Source organism: Kytococcus schroeteri, assembly GCF_042433515.1.
In the GTDB taxonomy this organism is placed as follows: domain Bacteria; phylum Actinomycetota; class Actinomycetes; order Actinomycetales; family Dermatophilaceae; genus Kytococcus; species Kytococcus schroeteri.
The window spans coordinates 1-621 of sequence record NZ_JBHLVH010000033.1 but is presented as its reverse complement, the minus strand read 5'-3'; the positions used below and the strand labels follow the sequence as shown (position 1 = coordinate 621).

The window sequence follows — 621 nt, the reverse complement described above, 5'->3', positions numbered from 1 at the left end:
CCGAGAAAATCTTCTAGCGAGGTTCTAGCCGCCCGTACCCCAAACCGACTCAGGTGGTTAGGTAGAGAATACCAAGGTGATCGAGTGAATCGTGGTTAAGGAATTCGGCAAAATACCCCCGTAACTTCGGGAGAAGGGGGGCCTGATCCGTGAAACCACTTGCTGGTGGCAGCGGTGATGGCCGCAGAGACCAGGGAGAAGCGACTGTTTACTAAAAACACAGGTCCGTGCGAAGTCGCAAGACGATGTATACGGACTGACGCCTGCCCGGTGCTGGAAGGTTAAGGGGACGAGTCAACCCTTTTGGGTGCAGCTCTGAACTTAAGCCCCAGTAAACGGCGGTGGTAACTATAACCATCCTAAGGTAGCGAAATTCCTTGTCGGGTAAGTTCCGACCTGCACGAATGGCGTAACGACTTCTCCACTGTCTCAACCGCGAACTCGGCGAAATTGCACTACGAGTAAAGATGCTCGTTACGCGCAGCAGGACGGAAAGACCCCGGGACCTTTACTACAGCTTGGTATTGGTATTCGGTGCGGCTTGTGTAGGATAGGTGGGAGACTGTGAAGCGCACGCGCCAGCGTGTGTGGAGTCATCGTTGAAATACCACTCTGGTCGCT

Annotated in this window: 1 rRNA gene; it reads left to right on the top strand. The window is 53.9% G+C overall.

The features are described from left to right. Positions 1–621: ribosomal RNA gene (locus ACFFHC_RS11560) — 23S ribosomal RNA — on the top strand; the annotation flags it as partial.